The sequence below is a fragment of the Fictibacillus barbaricus genome (assembly GCF_014635025.1).
GTDB lineage: Bacteria > Bacillota > Bacilli > Bacillales > Fictibacillaceae > Fictibacillus > Fictibacillus barbaricus.
The window spans coordinates 326,662-345,295 of sequence record NZ_BMCE01000002.1 but is presented as its reverse complement, the minus strand read 5'-3'; the positions used below and the strand labels follow the sequence as shown (position 1 = coordinate 345,295).

Below are 18,634 nucleotides of genomic sequence, written 5' to 3'. Positions count from 1 at the left end.
AAAGGATGATGACTATGCGAAAATTAGGAATGCTGTTTATATGTTCGTTATTAACTCTTAGTGCGTGCTCTGGAAAAAGCGGATCAGGAAAAGAAACGGCAGATATAGAGGAACAAAAATTTGAGCCTTCAGACCGTCCGCCAAATTCTCAGATTGATTCACCATTGGTTGAAGAAAAGAATGAAGAAGTCCATCAATCAAAGGATCTGGTTCAGCTTGCTCAAAAAGTAAACGGGGTGGATAAGGCCTACGTGATCGTGAGCGGAATATATACCCTTGTTGGGATCGTCCCTTCAGAACCTGTGCAACCGGGCGAAGAAAACGATCAGTTACGCAAGGAGGTATATAATGTCTTAAAAGGTAACGCGCATGGAAGAAATGCCGCTATTACGACAGACCCTGAAAAAATAAAGCAAATAAAAGAGCTAGGGAAAAGAACTGAAGAGAGTGAACATCAATTAAAGGGTGGCGTATACAACGAACTGGGGATTTTGATCGGAAAGATACAGCCGTTAAGAGGACAATTAAAATCTACGGAAAGACAAGAGATGCATGAAGAGATGGATCAGAATCGTGATGATCTGTACGAATAGAATTAACTTTATTTCCTAAGGAAGCGCAGGAAATGACATAGATAGACATTTTGTTAACATAAGATTTGTTATGTTAAATAAAAAAGCATTTTCCGAAACGGAGAATGCTTTTAAGTATTTCTGATGGGTTCGGACTCATTTGCATGATAAACAGGTGCAGATGGTTTTACAGGGGTTTTTAATTTTCCTGTTAGTAAAGAGGTGATCGTAATAGCAATGATCGATATTAGAGCATTTGCAAATCCAAATATCACAACAGCTGAGGATACGATTATAAAATCTGTAACAAATAAGGAAACGCCTCGGTTGATGTTCGATTTCTGTTCAAGATAGAGGGCTAAAATATGAATTCCTCCAAGAGAAGCACCTGAATTCAATACAAAACTTACTCCTAATCCAATTAAAGTACCAGCGATAACTGCTGCAGCAATTGGAGAAATGACAGGAAAAGATAAATAGTCCATCAGATCAGAAATCGCTGAGATCAGCAAGATGCATAAAAAAGTAGATAGTGAGAAGGTCCATCCCAACTTTTTAATGGATAAGATAAAAAATGGGAGGTTTACGATTAGAAATAAAATCCCCCATGACAAGTTTGTCATATAAGATCCTAGAGTCGCAATACCTGCTGTTCCGCCAAACGTTAAAGCGTGTATGTTTAATAGTTTAACTCCAGCAGCTGTTAAAAATAGACCGATTATGATCAAGAAGCTTTTCTGTAATTTTGTATGCATAGTTTGTTCTTCCATTCATCAATAAACTTTTTTCACATTATTTAACATACCACGGAATTCTTGCATACTTGAGTATTTTTATTCGTCTGAAAATAGTAAGCGTTTACATAGAGTTAATATTTATTCATTATAAAAACAAAGCTTTTCTTTGTAGTAGATCATAAGACTTTCACATAAATTGTTAACAGTGGTTAAACAAAGACTATAGGCATTTGTCACAGAAATTTATGGTGCTGCGTATAATGATTTGACTGGCAAAGTGAGGTGTTACCGCTTGAACGAACCTATTGCTGTAAAGAAGCAAAGGCAGATCAATATTGTTTTAAACCAGGGAAATGAAAAAACGAAGATTGATGATGGAGCAACCTTAGCAGGAAAAGAAAAGGCATTGGAGCAGCATCATCCATTGTTAAAAATGGAGAAGGATCTAAATCGTCTAGTGGGAATGGAAGACTTAAAATATCACGTTAAAGAGATTTATGCTTGGCTTCATATTAATAAATGCCGTCAAGAGTTAGGAATGAAGGCAGAGAAACAAGCTCTTCATATGTTGTTTAAGGGTAATCCAGGTACCGGCAAAACGACGGTCGCGAGAAAACTAGGGACTCTTTTTCATGAAATGAAAGTATTATCTAAAGGCCACTTGATAGAAGCAGAGAGAGCAGATTTAGTCGGTGAATATATAGGGCACACTGCACAAAAAACGAGAGACCTTTTGAAAAAGGCCAGCGGGGGAATACTATTTATTGATGAAGCGTATTCCTTAGGCCGTGGAGGGGAAAAAGATTTTGGAAAAGAAGCAATAGATACGCTTGTTAAAGCTATGGAAGATCAGCAGCATGATTTCATATTAATCTTGGCAGGCTATCCAAAAGAGATGGAACGATTCTTAAAATTGAATCCAGGACTTCCTTCAAGGTTTCCGATCAACATTTCATTTCCTGATTATTCTGTTGAGGAACTAATGGAGATCGCAAAGAGGATGCTGATTGAAAGAGAGTACCTTTTAACAAGAGATTGTGAATGGAAACTAAAAAACCATATCGAAAAAGTAAAACAGGCGAGTAATGGGTCTTTCTCTAATGGAAGATACATTCGAAACATGATTGAGAAAGCAGTCAGAAGACAATCCGTCCGCTTACTTAATGAATCCAGTCAAGACCGGAGAACTTTAATGACAATACAGAGTGATGACCTTGTGCTAGAAGAACGTGATTTGATATGATGAGAGGAGACTATGGAAAGCAGGGATCGCAAATTTGAACAACTCTAACGATTCAGTTCAGGAAAAAGCGATTCTCGTCGGCTGTCAGCTTCCACGGCAGAACGACGAGCGTTTTTTTTATTCAATGGAAGAATTAAAATCTCTTACTAAAACAGCTCAAGGAACAGTGTGTGCTGTTATAACCCAAAAAAGAGACAGATACGATTCTGCTACTTTTATCGGCAAAGGGAAAGTGGAAGAACTCGTTACGCTAGAAGAGGAACTTGAAGCAGACCTCATTATATTCAACAGTGAACTATCACCATCACAAGTACGAAACTTATCTCAACATTTCAATGCGAGAATTATTGATCGAACACAGCTTATTCTAGATATATTTGCGCAACGTGCAAAAACAAGGGAAGGTAAATTACAGGTTGAGCTCGCTCAGCTCGAATATTTGCTCCCAAGACTATCCGGTATAGGTGCAAGCCTTTCAAGGTTAGGAGGCGGGATCGGTACAAGAGGTCCCGGTGAAACGAAACTTGAAAAAGACAGACGTCATATTCGTTTTCGTATTCATGAACTAAAGCAGCAGATCAATCAAGTTGTAAGCCATAGAGAAAGATATCGCGAACGCCGCAAACATCAAGGTGCTTTTCAGGCGGCTCTTGTCGGCTATACAAACGCTGGTAAGTCAACTATATTCAATAAGTTAACGGAAGCAGATAGTTATGAAGAAGACCAATTATTTGCAACACTGGATCCTCTGACAAGAAAAGTTAAACTAAAAAGCGGGTTTCAAATGCTGCTGACGGATACAGTAGGGTTTATTCAAGACTTGCCTACTTCGTTAATAGCGGCTTTTAGATCCACCTTAGAAGAAGCTGCTGAAGCAGACCTACTTATTCATGTCATCGACGGGTCGAGTGAAGACCGTGCACAGCATGAGAAAACGGTAAAGCGAATTTTAAACGAGCTTCGTGCAAGCCATATTCCGATGTTAACGGTTTATAACAAGAAAGATCAGTTTGCACCAGATTTTTTACCTGAAAGTCCTTCAATCTCAATATCTGCCTTAGCCCAAAATGATATTTCTTTATTAAAAGATACAATCGAAAAAGAAGTTACAAAGCAGATGACTTTTTATCAGATCGATGTACCAGCACATGATGGCAAACTTTTAGCCCAACTCCGTGCAGAAACAATTCTTATGCAGCAAGAATTTAATAAAGAAGAACTGGTCTATGAATGTAAAGGGTACGCCCTTTCATCGTCTTCCATCCAGTCTATAAGCAACAAAGGAGAATAGCATGTATTCGCAGTTTCGTAATGAAAAAGTTTTAGAACAGACAACAAGAATAGTAACAGACCGAATAAAAGGTGTTCATGACTCGATAGATGAAGTTTGTGAATACAATCAGCTAAAGGTATTAAAAGCGTTTCAAAACAATCAAGTAGGTGATCATCATTTTAACCCCTCTACTGGATATGGGTATGATGATTCAGGACGAGATACACTAGAAAGAGTTTATGCTGATGTTTTTAGAGCAGAAGCAGCCATCGTAAGGCCACAGATCATTTCCGGTACCCATGCGATTACTCTATCTTTATTTGGTTTGCTGCGTCCAGGTGATGAATTGCTATATATGACTGGAAAGCCTTATGACACACTTGAAGAAATCGTAGGTATAAGGGGAAGTGGGGAAGGTTCACTAAAAGAATACAATATCACTTATCAGCATGTTGATCTAACTGCTGATGGGGATATTGATTATGAGAACGTTAAACATGCCATTTCTAATAAAACAAAAGTAATCGGGATCCAGCGTTCAAAAGGATATGCTGACAGACCTTCGTTCACCGTCGCTGAAATTGAAAAAATGATCTCGTTTGTTAAAGCGATCAAAGAAGATGTTATTGTTTTTGTGGACAATTGTTATGGTGAATTTGTGGAACAAAGAGAGCCGATCGAAGTTGGGGCGGATATCATTGCAGGTTCATTAATTAAGAATCCAGGTGGCGGTCTTGCAAAGACAGGAGGCTATATTGCTGGAAAAGAAAGCCTGATCAATAAAATCTCCTATCGATTAACCTCACCTGGTATCGGACGAGAAGCAGGAGCATCCCTTTATTCCTTGCAAGAGATGTATCAAGGGTTCTTTTTAGCGCCTCACGTAACCGCTCAAGCATTAAAAGGGGCTGTATTTACAGCAGCATTTTTAGAAGAGCTGGGAATGGAAACAAGACCTTCATGGCACTCGAAACGAACAGATCTTATTCAGTCGGTAATCTTTCAAGACCGAGATAGAATGGTTAAATTTTGTCAGGCTATACAAAAGGCGTCCCCAATAAACTCGTACGCCATCCCGTATCCAGACTATATGCCTGGTTATGAAGATGATGTGATCATGGCAGCGGGTACATTTATCCAAGGCGCAAGTATAGAACTAACTGCAGATGGGCCGATCCGTCCCCCGTACATCGCTTTTGTGCAAGGCGGACTGACTTACGCACATGTAAAGATTGCGGTTATAACTGCAGTCGATGAATTATTGACGCATGGACTTATCCATAAATAAGCATCCTAGAAAAGGCCGAATAGGCCTTTTTTTCGTTTGATGTTAATTTTTCTAACATTAGCATTGACATGTGAGCTTTTGTGACATAAGATATAAAAAGAAGTTGAAAGGAGGTAGGCAATATGAACGATATGAATCGCCGGAACTTACCTTTGTTCCCGATCAGTATAGTGATGCAGCTGACTGAGTTGTCTGCTAGACAGATTCGTTATTACGAAGAGCATGATTTAATTCACCCTGCAAGAACTGAAGGGAACCGTCGTTTGTTTTCATTTAACGATGTAGATAAACTTCTTGAGATCAAAGCACTCCTTGAGCAAGGTGTTAACTTAGCCGGAATTAAAAGAGTCTTTGAACTTAATGAACAGGCAGCAGAATTTATTAAGAACCAGCCAGATGTGCAAGGTGTACAACAAATTTCCGAATCTGCGCTTCATCGCAGGTTGAAACGGGAATTGATTCATGCTGGCAGACACGGAAAGACATCTTTAATTCAAGGTGAGCTTTCTAGGTTTTTCCATTAAGATTTCTAAAACATACTTACTGTGAACATCGCCATATCGGCGTTTTATATTCAAAGGAGGAGAAAGATTTGTCTAAGTATACTAAAGAAGATATCTTAAGAATGGTAAAGGAAGAAAACGTTAGATTTATTCGATTGCAATTTACTGATCTATTGGGTGTAATCAAGAATGTTGAGATTCCGATTGGTCAGCTTGAAAAAGCTTTAGAGAACAAAATGATGTTCGACGGGTCTTCTATCGAAGGTTTTGTACGAATTGAAGAATCTGATATGTATTTATTCCCTGACTTAGATACTTGGGTAATCTTCCCTTGGACATCTGAAAAAGGAAAAGTTGCACGTTTGATCTGTGACATCTACAGCCCTGACGGAACTCCTTTCGATGGTGACCCGCGCGGTATTTTAAAGCGTGTACTTAAAGAAATGGAAGACTTAGGATTTACCGATTTTAACATCGGACCTGAGCCTGAATTCTTCTTATTCAAAAACGATGAGAAGGGTGAACCAACTCTTGAACTTAATGATAAAGGCGGATATTTTGACCTTGCTCCTACAGATCTTGGTGAAAACTGCCGTAGAGATATCGTACTAGAACTTGAAGACATGGGCTTTGAAATCGAAGCTTCTCACCATGAGGTAGCACCTGGTCAGCACGAGATCGATTTCAAATATGCTGATGCAGTAAGCACATGTGATAACATCCAAACATTTAAGCTTGCAGTAAAGACGATTGCTCGTAAGCATGGTCTTCATGCTACTTTCATGGCAAAACCATTGTTTGGTGTTAACGGTTCTGGAATGCATGCAAACATGTCTCTATTCAAAGATGGAGAGAACGTGTTCTATGATGCAAATTCCGAAACTGGTCTTAGTGAAACAGCAATGCATTTCTTAGCAGGTATCCTAAAGCATGCTCAAGATTTTACAGCGATCACGAACCCGACTGTAAACTCTTACAAGCGTCTAGTACCGGGATACGAAGCACCTTGTTACGTAGCATGGTCCATGCAAAACAGAAGTCCGCTTATCCGTATTCCAGCATCTCGCGGCATCAGTACTCGTATCGAGGTAAGAAGCGTTGACCCAACAGCTAACCCATACCTTGCTATGGCAGTATTGCTTGCAGCTGGTCTTGACGGAATCAAGAACAAACTAAATGCACCAAAACCAATCGACCGTAACATCTATGTTATGGATAAAGATGAGCGTGAAGCAGAAGGGATCAAAGATCTTCCTGCAACATTAAAAGAAGCTCTAACTCTATTCAGCAAAAACGAAGTTCTTACAAAAGCTCTAGGCGCACATGCGACAGAACACTTCGTTGAAGCGAAAGAGATCGAGTGGGATATGTTCCGTACACAAGTTCACCCTTGGGAACGCGAACAATATATGAGCATGTACTAAAAGTGAAATCCCTTGATACCATTGGTGTCAAGGGTTTTTATTATTTTGGTCCGTTTGGTTAAAATTTGTTCTGTTTGATATTCGACCAAATTCGACCAAAATATTCTCTTCATATTTGCCCATAGTGTCTTTATAGATCTTTTTAAATCTTTTTAGAGATACGGGCTTAAATGGTTACTAATAAGCATGGTTTTTTTCCAGCTTTCCTAATGTTACAGCATAAGACGGTAAACATCCTCCCCAGGCCAAACCGGAAGCCACCTAAGTGAAATGCATCAATTGCATCGATTTTTTAAGGGGATGGATGAGGCAGAAAAAGGTTTAATATACACTGTTCCAAATTATAAAAACTTCGAACAGACTATCAAATTTTTAAAAAGAATTTTTTGGAGATTTTTCTATTGCCGACGTTTATCTGATGGGTCAGTTAATTTTTCCACAAACGGGTGCATTTCTTCAAGCAGGAGAAGTCCCTTTTTTATTGAAATCATAAAAAGGACAATCCTTAAAGAAAGGATGATTTGAAATGAAAAATTCTCTAAAAGAGAAGGCTGTGTCGTTTTTGAAACTGGTTGCAACTGGGGAAGTGCGCGAAGCATACCATAGGTACATTGATCCAAATTTCCGCCATCATAATCCATTTTTTCGAGGAGATGCCGACTCTCTTATGCATGCAATGGAAGAGAACTCCATCAAGAACCCACACAAAATTCTAGATGTAAAACGTGTCATCGAAGATGGTAATATAGTTGCGGTACACTCACATGTAAAGCAAAAGCAAGATGACCTTGGGGGAGCGGTAGTCCATATCTTCCGCTTTCAAAACGACCTCATCGTTGAATTATGGGATGTGGGTCAGGCTATACCTGAGAATTCTCCCAATGAGAATGGCGTATTCTAAGGTTGGACATTTTTATGCTTAAAGGATCTTTAGTTTGACAAAGGGTTGCTTCGGCAGCCCTTTGTCTAATTCAATTACCGGGCAGGATTGTTGAATAAGAAGGAATTTTTTGAAGTAGCTTTTTCCTGAGTCTGAGCTTGCTTAGACTACCCTTTTTTCTTGTTTAACTTGAATAAACCAAATTAGCATAATTGGTTAGTTCATAAAAAGGATAAGAAAAAGTTATTGCTCTTATTAAAGAAATTGAAATACTTAATTAATATAAGAACTGTTATTATTTCCCTATATAAGGAGTGAAGAAAATGAGTTTATTTATCATGGATTTACTTGAATAAGTATTTCAACTGTTAAGCACAAAGGAATCTAATAAAAGAAAGCAACCTGGTGTGGTTGCTTTTTAATTATTACTCTTGATTATCTGCAGTTTTTGATTCTATGTTAGATCTGTCAATTGGCTTTGTATATTTTTCTTTAGTACCAGGTTGGTCTTCATCTGTACGTGTATTCCATATACTATATTTAAATGTATTTTCAATTTCTTCATTTTTTCTTGGCAAAATTAATCTCCTCCATTAATAGTTTCAAAATTCCTGTCTTTCTTTCGATTCTATAAACGAATCGATTGATTCATCCAATAATCTTTCCCGAATAGGATCTTCATTAACATCTGTATCCATTTCCATTTCTTGTTTAAATATTCCGTATGTATCATCTATTTTATTTAACCGTTTTACTTGATTACTATTTTGGACTGGTTTAGTCCGATTATTTTTTCGATGTGTCATGTAATCTCCTTCTGTAACAAGTATTTTAATTTAGTATGAACAATTGATCCAATATAATCCAATTCTTTTTAAAGATTATCATTTCAATTTCTTTAGTGCTTTATTTAAAGAATAAATAGAACTTCTTGTTCAACTAAAGGGCAGTTTAACTTCGTCAATAAATGATGAGTGCTTTTTTAATTTGTTAATTTAAATACTAAACTTTCGCAGAACGAAAAACTGCTTAAAAGCAGATGTAGTATGGTTTTGTCAGCGATGAAATGCTCGGCTTGACGAATATAGAAAAACACCGTTTCGTTTGGTATATTGAAAGTGACGAGAACGACTACACAGAAGAGGTGTCTTCACTACCGGGGTCACTTGAACAACTGCCATACGAAATAGCCCCTTTAACTGTAAAACATCCTCGCTTACATAGTGATATAGGTTTCAACAAGTCAAAGTCAATTTCATTTTGGAGGGATGGACATGAACCAAAATAACACAACAAACAAAATCGCAAGGCAAGTAGGTGAACGCGAGATTGTAATCACCCGCGTATTTGATGCTCCACGCGATCTTGTGTTTGATGCTTGGACGAAAGAGGAGCACCTGTCAAAGTGGTGGGGACCACGAGGTTTTACGACGACTTTTCAGAAGTTTGATATGAAACCGGGCGGTACATGGCAGTTTATCATGCACGGTCCTGATGGCGTTGATTATCCCAACACCAACGTCTTTGTCGAGGTCGTTAAACCCGAGCGAATCGTCATTAAACATGCTGTGTTTCCCCATTTTCTGGCGACAGCAATCTTTGAAGATCTGGACGGTAAGACCAAACTCACTTATAGCACGGTTTTTGAAGAAAATGCCGCTGTATTCGAAAAGGTGAAAACATATGCCGTCCCAGGTGCCGAACAGACCATGGATCGTCTTGAGGAGCATCTGGCAAGTATGTATTAAAAGTAAGAGACCAGCCTCGTATTGATGCCCCGGTGACAGCTCGCTATTTATTTAGCCAGGATGAAATCGTATAAATGGGTTTAGATTATATAATTACAAAAATATAGAAACTTGAGTGCTAAAATAAAAATCATATAGCTTTAATTAGTTAAGCGTTACTTGATAAAGAATATAAGCTAGATGATAACAATGTAGTGGTTATGATAATAAAATAGGGAAGTGTTAAACAATGAATTTACAAATGGTTATGCAAGAGCTTGAAGCTCTCGGCAAGGAACGAACCAAGAAAATCTACGAATCCAATGGTGCGCACGAGCCGCTTTTTGGCGTTGCTACAGGCGCTATGAAGCCAATCGCTAAGAAAATTAAAAAAAATCAGCCTTTGGCTGAGGAGCTTTACGCCACAGGTAACTACGACGCAATGTACTTTGCAGGCATAATTGCAGAACCAAAAGCGATGACTGAGGCGGATTTTGAGCGTTGGATGGATGAGGCGTATTTTTATATGCTGTCCGATTATGTTGTTGCAGTAACTTTAGCTGAAACAGATATTGCACAGGAGGTTGCGGATAAATGGATCGCAAGCGGTGAAGAGCTGAGAATGTCAGCGGGCTGGAGCTGCTACTGCTGGCTTTTGGGTAATCGCCCCGACAGCGAATTTTCCGAAAGCAAGATTGCCAACATGCTTGAAAATGTGGAAAAAAGTATTCACGATTCTCCTGAACGAACTAAATACGCTATGAATCAATTTATTTACACAGTGGGGATTTCATACTTGCCGCTTCATGATAAGGCGGTCGAGACTGCAAAGGCAGTTGGCCCAGTAGAAGTCAAAAAGGACAAGAAAAAAAGCAGCTTCCTAATCGCTTCCGAAAGAATTCAAAAGGAAGTCGATAAAGGGCAGGTTGGTTTCAAACGCAAATATGTAAGATGTTAAACAATAACCTCGCAACGACCTTCAATTATGGGGCGCTTCAAAATTTAACAAGTTGGAATCAGCTTTTTACCGTTTTTCAAATATGAACAGAAGGTCTTACATTACGAAGAGACATAATATAAATACCAAAAAGTCTGGCCCAGTATTGGGCAGGCTTTTTGTATATCTAGAAAGGAGAATTAGTGATTTCTGACTATAAAAAAAATAATGAGCTACTTTTCAAACACTCGATCACCGAAAAAGTAAGTAATATTTAATCCGTTTAAGTATCTGGAATAATTGTTACAGCCATTGTTCGAACTGGAGCATCTATTTCTTTGCTCGTGGTATGGTAGTATTTAGTTATTAATTCGTTTAATTCGTTTTGAAATTGAATAAAGTGTTCCTCATCTAACTTTAATTCTACTAAAGAAAAAGTAGCACCATCTTCCCTGGAGTTTTGTTCTTCTAATTTCTTAAGATAGCTTTGATATTGAGTCATAAGTGATAATTGATAATATGAAACATAATCAAGCTTCTTCTCACTAGAAGCCTTTTTCCATTCTTCTGCATTAAGTTTAGCCTCAATTTCATTTAAAGCGTAATATTTTTCGGAAACAGATTTCACCTTTTTTTCTTTAATAACGCGAATAATACCAGAATCCAACATGATCTGTAAATGTCTATATAGAGTTGCTTGAGGTACATCTTTAATTATTTTTACTAATTCTAAGGGTGTTAATCCATTGTCTTTATTCCTCATGAGTACCTGAGAAATTTTCATTCTTACTGGATGCATTAAAACTTCAAATTTATTAGCCATAATGTTCTCCTTGTTTATGTTTATTAATTTTTTTCTATTTCACTTTCAAATCCATTCTTATTATAAATAATGAGAATGGGTATTGCAATCAACTTCCTTTGAAGTTATCATTATCATTATCAATAACGATAATGAGAGAGGAAGGGAATGTGGAAAATGCAACTACACTATGGGTTTGATGAATTAAAAAATTTTGACTTTATGGCTGTTATCCCCATAATATTGCCGTTTATTGCTGTAGGTATCTTTTTAGTTTTACTTGCATTAATTGATTTATACAGATATAGGAAAACAAGAGAAAGCGTTCTCATGTGGACAGTTATTATCCTTTTTGTTAATACACTCGGTCCAATTCTATACTTTGTTATAGGAAGAAAGGATAGTGAGAGATTATGAAATTGGAAATCAAAAATGTGACGAAAACTTTTAGAGAAAAAATCGCTGTCAATAATTTCTCGATGAAACTGAAACCGGGAGAATGTGTCGGTTTGATCGGGCCGAATGGAGCAGGGAAATCGACATTAATAAAAGTGATTGCAGATATTATCGATCCACAAGCAGGCGAAGTTTTGCTGAATGGGAAAAAAATATCGAAAATGAAAAGGGAAATTGGCTACCTGCCACAATACCCTAACTTTTTTCATTGGATGACAGCGAAAGAAACTCTTACCTTTATGGGACAACTTTCTGGATTGCAAAAAAAAGAATTAACAATCTCTATACCTGAAATTTTGACAAAAGTTGGATTAAAAGGTGAAGAAAATTCAAAAGTTGGCACATTTTCGGGAGGAATGAAACAGCGACTCGGTATTGCACAAGCACTACTGCATAAGCCTTCGCTTATTATCATGGATGAACCGGTATCCGCATTAGATCCAATCGGCCGAAGAGAAGTATTAAACCTAATCGAAGAAATTAAAAAGGATACAACGATTTTATTATCAACTCATATATTGGGCGATGCGGAAGAAATATGCGAACGATTTGTAATTATAAAAAATGGTACCAAAATAGAAGATACAACGATCACCGAACTGTTAAACCGTAATAGCAAAAATAAGATATACGTAGAAATTACAGCGAAGGATCAAGAATGGATTGACGTTGTAAAAAAATTACCTTTTGTGGAGGAAATAGAGGTCATTGGGCATAAAGTCAAAATAATAGTTGAAAACATTGATAAAAACAAAAATGTAATACTTGAAAATGCACTTGAGCACGAAGTGGACATCGTAAAATTCGAAATCCATAACGATACTTTAGAAGAAATCTTCTTAAAATTGGTGGTAGGGAATGAATAAGTTTATTGTACTGTTAAAGAAAGAATTTGTTCAAATGTTACGTGATTTAAAAGTTATTTGGCTACCGATCGTCTTTATCTTTCTAGGGATAACTCAGCCTATAGTAACTTATTACTTGCCATCAATTTTGGGAGCGTTAGGCGGTGGTCAGGGAATTACAATTGATCCGAGCATGACAGCTCAAAAAGGTGGAGAAGTACTAGCTGCGACGTTAGGATCTCAATTTGATCAGCTCGGATTTATGATTCTTGTAATCTCAATGATGGGTATTATCCAAACAGATAAAGCTAATGGCATGTTGGCCTTTATTTTAACACGACCTGTTACTGTTATTTCATATATAGCTGGAAAAATTGTATCTAATTATCTGATAGCAGCTTTTAGTGTAACAATCGGATACTTTGTTTCTTATCTATACGTAAATTATCTTTTTACAGATGTTTCATTTTCACACATGATTACTGCATTATTATTTTATCTTGTATGGGTCCTCTTTATCGTATCTTTTACAACGATGATTAGTACTATTTTTAACAGTCAGGGTATAATCGCATTAATTTCAATTGTATTCCTTATAGGTTGCAGAATCATCGTTGGTTTAAGTCCAGTTATCGATTTTGTAAATTCAGCAAGTATGAGCAAACATGCAATGGAAGTGCTGATCTCAGGATCAGTAAATTCAAAAGCAATAGACAACGCACTAGTAACGCTTTTTTGGATTGTATTGATACTGTTTGTAATAAATTATTGGATTGCCAATAAAAAAGTAAATCATGAATAAGTAAAGAATAACTGTGATGGTAAGATGAGGATCTGGTGATATAAACCTATATACGAAGAAAAAATAATGGAGGGAGAATATTCAATATAAGGATATTCACATTACCGACCTGATTTATCGAAAAAAGAACTCTTCTACTCCTTTAGTTGTATTGATGTTTGGTGTTGCAGGTTCGGGAAAAACTACATTTGCACAACAACTAGAAAAAGAGGGTTTTGTACGTCTATCAATTGAGGAAGAAATTTGGGTTTCTTATTGGCGTTATGGAATTGATTATCCAGTTGAAAAATATGAGAAATACAAGAGGAAGCCGAAAAAAATTACGGAATCATTTAGTAAAGTTAATGCAGGATAAACAATCGGTGGTGGTTGATTTCAGTTTTTGGCAACGTTCAAGGAGAAACAATATAAGAAGATTATTGAAGAGGATGGCGGAATGTGGAAGCTAATTTATTTGAAAGCTCATCCTAATGATTTGAGAAAACGACTTAAGATTCGAAGACAACGTTTTGATGCAAAAGCTTCATTCACAATCATAGAAGAAATTTTAACGTCCTTCCTTAATGGTTTCGAAACACCTACTGGTAAAGGAGAAACTGTTATAGAACATTAGAAAAGTTCCTTTAGTTAAACCTGATCAAATACGATATTCAACAAAAGGGCAAGATAGAGGAATAAGATAACAGAAACATAAATTAGTAGGGAATTATTTCATCTACTAATAATCATAAAGTATTGCTCGATGGATTTTTAATCATAGTTCCACCTCCAATCAATGGTTAATATATTGTATTGTATCTAAAAACCGTTTTTAAATGAGGTGGACCGTTGTATTTTTATAAATCAATTTCAGATGATGTTCGATTTGCCCAATTAGAATTTCGTAAACATATAAAAGCGAAGAGGCTTGTTTTAGGATCTTTTCTCGCCTGTATGGCTGCTGTACTTCAAGCAGCAGGTGGCTTTTTACCTGGGATCGGATATTTTATCAGCCCATTTGCCACTTTACCCATTCTGATTGGTGCCATGTTTTCCCTTCATATGGGAGTGATGTCTTATTTTCTTACCATCCTGATGCTATTTATTCTGTTTCCAAGTGAACTTGTCGTTTTTCCTTTTACAACAGGTTTGTTAGGGATTGGTATAGGCGCAGCTTTTTCCTTTTTCAAGAAGAGATTAAGCATTATATCTATTGGTGCCATTCTCTTAACGATAGGAATTATGAATCTATTATATATATTCCACTTTCCCGTTCTTGGTCCAGCCGTATCCGATTCCTTTTCATTCCTTACAGCAGGTAGTATTTTTTTATTTTCTTTCCTTTATAACTGGTTATGGGCTGAGATGGCTTTATTCTTTTTTAAAAAATTAAAGACCATTATAACTTAGTGACTCTCCAAATCTCTTATAAATTCCACGCGATAAGTAGGAACGTCAAAGGGAGAATTGCACCCGCCATGTTTGTGCATTTGCTGTTTCAGCTAAAAGATTTTGTGTTTTAACATTTTCTTACGTAAGAGGAATATGTGAACCGGTATATAAGAGCGATTGAATGCTCAACAAGTTAGAGAGAGCCAGATACAGCAGAACTGCTCTCTTGTTTGTTTTATATTTCGATTCAATTAAATCCAAGAAAGAGATTTATCTGGAATTAAGTCGAATTCTATAGTTATGAATCATGGAACAATTTCAAAAACAGTACCTTGGTTAAAATCAGTCACATTCATAGAGCCATAAACCCCTAAATATAGTCTGGTTTGATTCAGATTCGTTCCCAAACTAACATAAAAAGCTGATTGAGACCCAAAATTATAATCAGTTTCAATAACACTAAAATCATTTAGTTTACAATCTGTTCTTACCTTGGAATAAGCTAGAGCCCCTCTAACCGAAGGTTGAGATTCTTCATCCCGGGCAAAATCGGTAAACACAACGCTTCCCGTTAAATCGGGAATACCATTCCCCATATATGACTGGACTCCTGTAAGTGCAGTTCCTCCAAACTTATCGGGGCGGGGATCTTTATGAAAATAACTAGTTAGAGGGTGAAGTCGCCGCACTGAAGTCTTTAGTGCTTCATTGTAATAAGCAATTGTTTTCTCATCCAAAGTCGAATTTGAAGAGCAGCTCCTTATAATCGAAGTTGGAAAAGCACCTTCCCACCCTCGCCAGCCAAAGTTAATAAATCCTTCCTGGTCAGGTTCAGAATTCATTAAAGAAGCTTGAATAAGCTGAGTAACCGGTATTGGTTTATAATGAACGAATGAAAAAATTGACTCTACCAGATCCTGTCCGACATTTCCCACATATTTGATATACTGATTATAAAATCTTTGAAATGAAATGCCAGGTATATTGCGTACCCCTTTGGCAATAACTGTAAGCGTTTCCTGAATAGGTACGGGAAGTTCATTAAAACGTGTGACTACGGGTGGATTATTGATAAATGTATTCTTAACTACATCAATTTCAATTATTTTACCGGCGATTTCCATATCATCCTGGCTTAAATTAAATGGATCATAGCCTGAGCCTCCATCTCCAGTTGTTAAAACAAGTTTTCCTGTTTCAGGTGAAAAGTTTAAGCTATTGACACCATTATGATTAAAAAATGGTCTTCTTAAGTTAAGTAATGTCCGTCGTTTTTGAGGTTGACCATTCGGTTGAAAAATCCATTCTTCAACTGTATCAATATGATCATATTTAGTTTCTCTATTTATCCACCTTAAGTTTAAGGTTCTGGGGTCACACGGGTTTGGCTTAAAAAATTCAGGAAGGGCATTTAGACCTTGTCTTGCGCCTTCTGAATTAGTAAGAGCACCTGGACCTTGTGTTCCAGCTACTGAATAATGAAGATAAAACAGACCATTATAATAAAATTCGGGATGAAACGCTAGCCCAAGCAATCCCCGTTCATCATATCCACCACCAGAAACACCTAGCTTTATGATTCGCGGGCGAATATCTAAAAAAGTCCTTATAACTCCGTTTGTTATGTAAAAGATCTCTCCTACCTGGGTTGCAATAAATAATCTTTCAATTGAGTCACCCGGAGGTATAGTTGTTTTCAAAACAGTGGGTAAATTTATCTTACTAACAATGGGCCGTAAACTAACTTTAACTTTTATCAACTGACTTTACACTCCTTCTTATTGTTTCCTTTTTATAAGAATATGGAAAGAGCTGTTCTATTAGTACCATGTTAATGTCGTGGAATCTGATAAGGCATTCCACCATTTTCCGTACCAGCGTACTTAAAGGGCGCGATTGTTCAACAGGAGCAGTCGCTTTTATACTAACGGTGCAGGTTATTGCAACAGGAAATTAAGTGGATTATCTAGAATTGAGATATTAGGTTAATATTGGTGGTATAAGTTGAGTGAAAAAATTGCTAATGTTATTATCTGGTTTCTATGGACTATATTCTTGTTTGGTTCATGGACTTTAGAAATTTCCTATCTAAAATATTTATCTTTACTTCTCTTTCTTTTTTAATAGTTTTTTGGGGAAAAAGAAAACGTAGTAGTTCAGTTAAGGGTTGCATTTCTTCATGAAGAGAAGTGCTCTTTTTTATTGAAATAAAGCGGTGTTTAAAGACTATTTATTAAGAACTGGAGGTGTTAAATTGCAAATTAGAGCTGTAAAAAAAGAAGAATATAGTTTTACTGAAGATTTTGTGTATCAAGTATTCAGAAACAATCCGAATTCAGACGGAATTGCTCAAAGAGCACTAGTCAAAGAAATTAGAGAAAAGCAATTTTATATACCTGAGCTTGATTTAGTTGTAGAGGAAGAGGGATCTATTATCGGCCACTTTATGCTTTCAAAATTTCCTATTAGCAATAAACATGAAAATGAAGTTCTAATGTTATCACCGGTTTCAGTGGCTATTGAAAGGCAAGGTCAGAGTGTTGGTAAGTTTATGCTGCAAGCAGGCATCGAAAGATCAGCCAAGAAGGGATATAAAGGAATTATTGTTGAAGGGGATTATCGTTACTATCGGCGGTTTGGATTTAGAACTTCAACTGATTTCGGTATTTATGCATCTGAGAAAAACCTGCCTCCTGCGGATGAATATTTAATGGCTATGGAGCTATGTGCCAATGGTTTGGCAGCAATCATTGGAGAAGTAGACTATTCGATGTATAAGGCTTTGAACAAATAATAACTTTGAAAAATTTGTTTATTCAACAAATGGGTGCATTTCTTCAAGAAGGGGAAATGTTTTTGTTAAATAGTAATTAATCATGTAAAAAAATATCAGGAGAATCTTTCTCCTGATATAAAAGCTTATATACATAATGCTGCTTTAAATGGCGCCTTTACTTTTCCCGCAAAATCTACGGGTACATTTCTTTAACCAGGAGAAATTAATTTAAAAACCACCTTCCAAAAAAGTGGCCATTTCTTGGTGTTAAGATCTATATATTATGCACAAAATTATCAAAAAAGGGAAAGAGAAGCATAAGAGGATCTTTGGATAACATAATAAAAATAAAAAATGGGCTTTACATAGGGTAGGGGGGTATAGTACTATATAAAAAAGGAGGTTAATCTGATGGAGATTAATAAACCAGATGATCTAGATAATTGCTGTAATACTAGTGAAAGAAAAAGCCATCATTCAGATAAAGTAAAAAATAATTTAATCACAAGATTAAATCGAATCGAAGGTCAAATTAGAGGAGTAAAAGGGCTAATTGATCGAGATACTTACTGTGATGATGTGATTACTCAAATATCAGCCATTCAATCAGCATTAAATAGTGTCGGCAAGATTTTGTTGGAAGGTCACTTGAAAAGTTGTGTTGTTGAGAGAATTCAAGAAGGCGATGAAGAAGTGTTGGATGAACTGCTTATTACTGTAAAGAAATTAATGAAATAAAAAGGGAGAGAAAACGATGGAAAAAATCACTTTAAAAGTAGAAGGAATGTCTTGTAACCACTGTGTAAATGCTATTGAAGGAACCGTTGGTAAGCTAGATGGTGTCTCTAGTACAAAAGTAAACCTAAGTGAAGGCAACGTTGAGGTAGAATTTGATTCATCAAAAGTTAGCCTGGAAAAAATTAAAGATACTATTGATGATCAAGGTTACGATGTAAAATAATTGCGTGCTAATCATAGCACGCTCTCTTTTCAATAAA

Annotated in this window: 25 protein-coding genes; 19 read left to right on the top strand and 6 right to left on the bottom strand. The window is 36.6% G+C overall.

From position 1 onward, the window contains the following. Positions 1-14: 14 nt before the first annotated feature. A complete protein-coding gene (locus tag IEV52_RS11105; protein ID WP_188402617.1) occupies positions 15-593 on the top strand; it encodes a YhcN/YlaJ family sporulation lipoprotein in 579 nt (192 codons plus the stop codon). 110 nt (positions 594-703) lie between these two features. On the opposite strand, the gene IEV52_RS11100 is transcribed toward IEV52_RS11105, so the two are convergent. After that, positions 704-1,327 (bottom strand): YitT family protein, encoded by a 624-nt coding sequence (locus IEV52_RS11100; protein WP_188402616.1) that lies wholly within the window; start codon positions 1,325-1,327, stop codon positions 704-706. A 274-nt stretch (positions 1,328-1,601) separates the two neighbouring features. Here IEV52_RS11100 and spoVK point away from each other — a divergent pair, with 274 nt between their 5' ends. From spoVK to glnA, 5 genes are all read left to right on the top strand, one after another. Then, positions 1,602-2,552, top strand: coding sequence for a stage V sporulation protein K (spoVK, locus tag IEV52_RS11095; RefSeq protein ID WP_188402615.1), 951 nt, complete (start codon positions 1,602-1,604; stop codon positions 2,550-2,552). Between the two features lie 34 nt (positions 2,553-2,586). Next, a complete protein-coding gene (gene hflX / locus IEV52_RS11090) occupies positions 2,587-3,843 on the top strand; it encodes a GTPase HflX (RefSeq protein ID WP_188402614.1) in 1,257 nt (418 codons plus the stop codon). 1 nt (position 3,844) lies between these two features. Then, positions 3,845-5,113 (top strand): methionine gamma-lyase family protein, encoded by a 1,269-nt coding sequence (locus tag IEV52_RS11085; protein ID WP_188402613.1) that lies wholly within the window; start codon positions 3,845-3,847, stop codon positions 5,111-5,113. A 122-nt stretch (positions 5,114-5,235) separates the two neighbouring features. Further along, complete coding sequence (locus IEV52_RS11080) at positions 5,236-5,637, top strand: MerR family transcriptional regulator (RefSeq protein ID WP_188402612.1); 402 nt, start codon at positions 5,236-5,238, stop codon at positions 5,635-5,637. 68 nt (positions 5,638-5,705) lie between these two features. Continuing rightward, positions 5,706-7,040: a type I glutamate--ammonia ligase gene (gene glnA, locus IEV52_RS11075; protein WP_188402611.1), complete on the top strand. Its 1,335-nt coding sequence runs from the start codon at positions 5,706-5,708 to the stop codon at positions 7,038-7,040. Between the two features lie 398 nt (positions 7,041-7,438). On the opposite strand, the gene IEV52_RS11070 is transcribed toward glnA, so the two are convergent. Beyond that, the gene (locus tag IEV52_RS11070; RefSeq protein ID WP_188403996.1) at positions 7,439-7,681 is read right to left on the bottom strand and encodes a hypothetical protein; all 243 of its coding nucleotides are present in this window, start codon (positions 7,679-7,681) and stop codon (positions 7,439-7,441) included. Between IEV52_RS11070 and IEV52_RS11065 the strand changes: the two genes are divergently transcribed. Further along, complete coding sequence (locus tag IEV52_RS11065; RefSeq protein ID WP_188402610.1) at positions 7,567-7,941, top strand: nuclear transport factor 2 family protein; 375 nt, start codon at positions 7,567-7,569, stop codon at positions 7,939-7,941. The two genes, IEV52_RS11070 and IEV52_RS11065, sit on opposite strands and share 115 nt — an antisense overlap. Before the next feature lie 404 nt (positions 7,942-8,345). Here the strand turns inward: IEV52_RS11065 and IEV52_RS11060 are convergent, their stop codons facing one another. Both IEV52_RS11060 and IEV52_RS11055 read right to left on the bottom strand, forming a co-directional pair. Next, positions 8,346-8,498, bottom strand: a complete 153-nt coding sequence (locus IEV52_RS11060) for a hypothetical protein (RefSeq protein WP_188402609.1) — start codon at positions 8,496-8,498, stop codon at positions 8,346-8,348. Between the two features lie 24 nt (positions 8,499-8,522). Beyond that, positions 8,523-8,726, bottom strand: a complete 204-nt coding sequence (locus tag IEV52_RS11055; RefSeq protein ID WP_188402608.1) for a hypothetical protein — start codon at positions 8,724-8,726, stop codon at positions 8,523-8,525. 468 nt (positions 8,727-9,194) lie between these two features. Between IEV52_RS11055 and IEV52_RS11050 the strand changes: the two genes are divergently transcribed. Beyond that, entirely contained in the window at positions 9,195-9,668 is a 474-nt protein-coding gene (locus IEV52_RS11050; RefSeq protein WP_188402607.1) for an SRPBCC family protein, read from the top strand. A 229-nt stretch (positions 9,669-9,897) separates the two neighbouring features. Next, positions 9,898-10,605: a DNA alkylation repair protein gene (locus tag IEV52_RS11045; protein ID WP_188402606.1), complete on the top strand. Its 708-nt coding sequence runs from the start codon at positions 9,898-9,900 to the stop codon at positions 10,603-10,605. Positions 10,606-10,867: 262 nt separating this feature from the next. Here the strand turns inward: IEV52_RS11045 and IEV52_RS11040 are convergent, their stop codons facing one another. Beyond that, a complete protein-coding gene (locus tag IEV52_RS11040) occupies positions 10,868-11,407 on the bottom strand; it encodes a transcriptional regulator (protein ID WP_188402605.1) in 540 nt (179 codons plus the stop codon). A 156-nt stretch (positions 11,408-11,563) separates the two neighbouring features. Here IEV52_RS11040 and IEV52_RS11035 point away from each other — a divergent pair, with 156 nt between their 5' ends. From IEV52_RS11035 to IEV52_RS11015, 6 genes are all read left to right on the top strand, one after another. Next, positions 11,564-11,803 carry a PLD nuclease N-terminal domain-containing protein gene (locus IEV52_RS11035; RefSeq protein ID WP_188403883.1) on the top strand — a complete coding sequence of 80 codons (240 nt, stop codon included), beginning with the start codon at positions 11,564-11,566 and terminating at the stop codon, positions 11,801-11,803. Continuing rightward, positions 11,800-12,708 (top strand): ABC transporter ATP-binding protein, encoded by a 909-nt coding sequence (locus IEV52_RS11030; protein ID WP_188402604.1) that lies wholly within the window; start codon positions 11,800-11,802, stop codon positions 12,706-12,708. The genes IEV52_RS11035 and IEV52_RS11030 overlap by 4 nt, the downstream gene beginning before the upstream one ends. Beyond that, a complete protein-coding gene (locus IEV52_RS11025; RefSeq protein ID WP_188402603.1) occupies positions 12,701-13,489 on the top strand; it encodes an ABC transporter permease in 789 nt (262 codons plus the stop codon). Before IEV52_RS11030 ends, IEV52_RS11025 begins: the two co-directional genes overlap by 8 nt. A gap of 154 nt (positions 13,490-13,643) precedes the next feature. After that, positions 13,644-13,844, top strand: a complete 201-nt coding sequence (locus tag IEV52_RS22325; protein WP_229754264.1) for an ATP-binding protein — start codon at positions 13,644-13,646, stop codon at positions 13,842-13,844. Positions 13,845-13,871: 27 nt separating this feature from the next. After that, the gene (locus IEV52_RS22320; RefSeq protein ID WP_229754263.1) at positions 13,872-14,102 is read left to right on the top strand and encodes a hypothetical protein; all 231 of its coding nucleotides are present in this window, start codon (positions 13,872-13,874) and stop codon (positions 14,100-14,102) included. 215 nt (positions 14,103-14,317) lie between these two features. Continuing rightward, positions 14,318-14,878, top strand: coding sequence for a YybS family protein (locus IEV52_RS11015; RefSeq protein WP_188402602.1), 561 nt, complete (start codon positions 14,318-14,320; stop codon positions 14,876-14,878). A gap of 287 nt (positions 14,879-15,165) precedes the next feature. On the opposite strand, the gene IEV52_RS11010 is transcribed toward IEV52_RS11015, so the two are convergent. Continuing rightward, positions 15,166-16,620 carry a PQQ-dependent sugar dehydrogenase gene (locus tag IEV52_RS11010; RefSeq protein ID WP_188402601.1) on the bottom strand — a complete coding sequence of 485 codons (1,455 nt, stop codon included), beginning with the start codon at positions 16,618-16,620 and terminating at the stop codon, positions 15,166-15,168. 74 nt (positions 16,621-16,694) lie between these two features. Here IEV52_RS11010 and IEV52_RS22565 point away from each other — a divergent pair, with 74 nt between their 5' ends. From IEV52_RS22565 to copZ, 4 genes are all read left to right on the top strand, one after another. Then, positions 16,695-16,817, top strand: a complete 123-nt coding sequence (locus IEV52_RS22565; protein WP_268234768.1) for a hypothetical protein — start codon at positions 16,695-16,697, stop codon at positions 16,815-16,817. A 297-nt stretch (positions 16,818-17,114) separates the two neighbouring features. Further along, positions 17,115-17,654, top strand: coding sequence for a GNAT family N-acetyltransferase (locus IEV52_RS11005; protein WP_188402600.1), 540 nt, complete (start codon positions 17,115-17,117; stop codon positions 17,652-17,654). A 393-nt stretch (positions 17,655-18,047) separates the two neighbouring features. Beyond that, positions 18,048-18,374 (top strand): metal-sensitive transcriptional regulator, encoded by a 327-nt coding sequence (locus IEV52_RS11000; RefSeq protein ID WP_188402599.1) that lies wholly within the window; start codon positions 18,048-18,050, stop codon positions 18,372-18,374. 16 nt (positions 18,375-18,390) lie between these two features. Next, entirely contained in the window at positions 18,391-18,597 is a 207-nt protein-coding gene (gene copZ, locus IEV52_RS10995; protein WP_188402598.1) for a copper chaperone CopZ, read from the top strand. Positions 18,598-18,634 lie beyond the last annotated feature (37 nt).

Excerpts from the sequence above, each read along its gene's own strand:
- IEV52_RS11050 (WP_188402607.1), top strand. The coding sequence starts at position 9,195 with ATGAACCAAAATAACACAACAAACAAAATCGCAAGGCAAGTAGGTGAA.
- IEV52_RS11055 (WP_188402608.1), bottom strand. The coding sequence starts at position 8,726 with ATGACACATCGAAAAAATAATCGGACTAAACCAGTCCAAAATAGTAAT.
- IEV52_RS11040 (WP_188402605.1), bottom strand. The coding sequence starts at position 11,407 with ATGGCTAATAAATTTGAAGTTTTAATGCATCCAGTAAGAATGAAAATT.
- IEV52_RS11100 (WP_188402616.1), bottom strand. The coding sequence starts at position 1,327 with ATGCATACAAAATTACAGAAAAGCTTCTTGATCATAATCGGTCTATTT.
- IEV52_RS11025 (WP_188402603.1), top strand. The coding sequence starts at position 12,701 with ATGAATAAGTTTATTGTACTGTTAAAGAAAGAATTTGTTCAAATGTTA.
- IEV52_RS11080 (WP_188402612.1), top strand. The coding sequence starts at position 5,236 with ATGAACGATATGAATCGCCGGAACTTACCTTTGTTCCCGATCAGTATA.
- IEV52_RS11085 (WP_188402613.1), top strand. The coding sequence starts at position 3,845 with ATGTATTCGCAGTTTCGTAATGAAAAAGTTTTAGAACAGACAACAAGA.
- IEV52_RS11035 (WP_188403883.1), top strand. The coding sequence starts at position 11,564 with ATGCAACTACACTATGGGTTTGATGAATTAAAAAATTTTGACTTTATG.
- IEV52_RS11070 (WP_188403996.1), bottom strand. The coding sequence starts at position 7,681 with ATGGATTATGATGGCGGAAATTTGGATCAATGTACCTATGGTATGCTT.
- copZ (WP_188402598.1), top strand. The coding sequence starts at position 18,391 with ATGGAAAAAATCACTTTAAAAGTAGAAGGAATGTCTTGTAACCACTGT.
- IEV52_RS11030 (WP_188402604.1), top strand. The coding sequence starts at position 11,800 with ATGAAATTGGAAATCAAAAATGTGACGAAAACTTTTAGAGAAAAAATC.
- IEV52_RS11000 (WP_188402599.1), top strand. The coding sequence starts at position 18,048 with ATGGAGATTAATAAACCAGATGATCTAGATAATTGCTGTAATACTAGT.
- IEV52_RS11065 (WP_188402610.1), top strand. The coding sequence starts at position 7,567 with ATGAAAAATTCTCTAAAAGAGAAGGCTGTGTCGTTTTTGAAACTGGTT.
- IEV52_RS11045 (WP_188402606.1), top strand. The coding sequence starts at position 9,898 with ATGAATTTACAAATGGTTATGCAAGAGCTTGAAGCTCTCGGCAAGGAA.
- IEV52_RS22325 (WP_229754264.1), top strand. The coding sequence starts at position 13,644 with ATGTTTGGTGTTGCAGGTTCGGGAAAAACTACATTTGCACAACAACTA.
- IEV52_RS22565 (WP_268234768.1), top strand. The coding sequence starts at position 16,695 with ATGTCGTGGAATCTGATAAGGCATTCCACCATTTTCCGTACCAGCGTA.
- IEV52_RS11105 (WP_188402617.1), top strand. The coding sequence starts at position 15 with ATGCGAAAATTAGGAATGCTGTTTATATGTTCGTTATTAACTCTTAGT.